We start from the raw sequence: 253 nt of genomic DNA on the forward strand, positions 1-253 counted from the left end.
GCAAAACGGAGCCGCCAGCACACGCCTGGTTTTTTGATCCTGCCACCTCTATGCATCCCAACCTGCCATATGCACAGGCCATTAAAGGCCGGGACCCAGGCCGGGGCATTGGTATTGTAGATCCTATTCATTTCCTGGAAGTAGTGCAGGCATTGGGCATTATGGAAAAAGCAGGCCCCCTGCCGCCGGGAGTTCTGAAAGCCATGAAAACCTGGTTCACAGACTATTGGCAAAGGATGACCACCCATCAATA

General features: G+C 53.0%; 1 protein-coding gene. It reads left to right on the forward strand.

The window, feature by feature from the left end:
* A partial coding sequence (locus KVT36_RS31860) for an alginate lyase family protein (RefSeq protein WP_217607457.1) occupies nucleotides 1-253 on the forward strand: 253 nt, incomplete at both ends.

The sequence above is a fragment of the Chitinophaga sp. GbtcB8 genome (assembly GCF_019091455.1).
In the GTDB taxonomy this organism is placed as follows: Bacteria; Bacteroidota; Bacteroidia; order Chitinophagales; family Chitinophagaceae; genus Chitinophaga.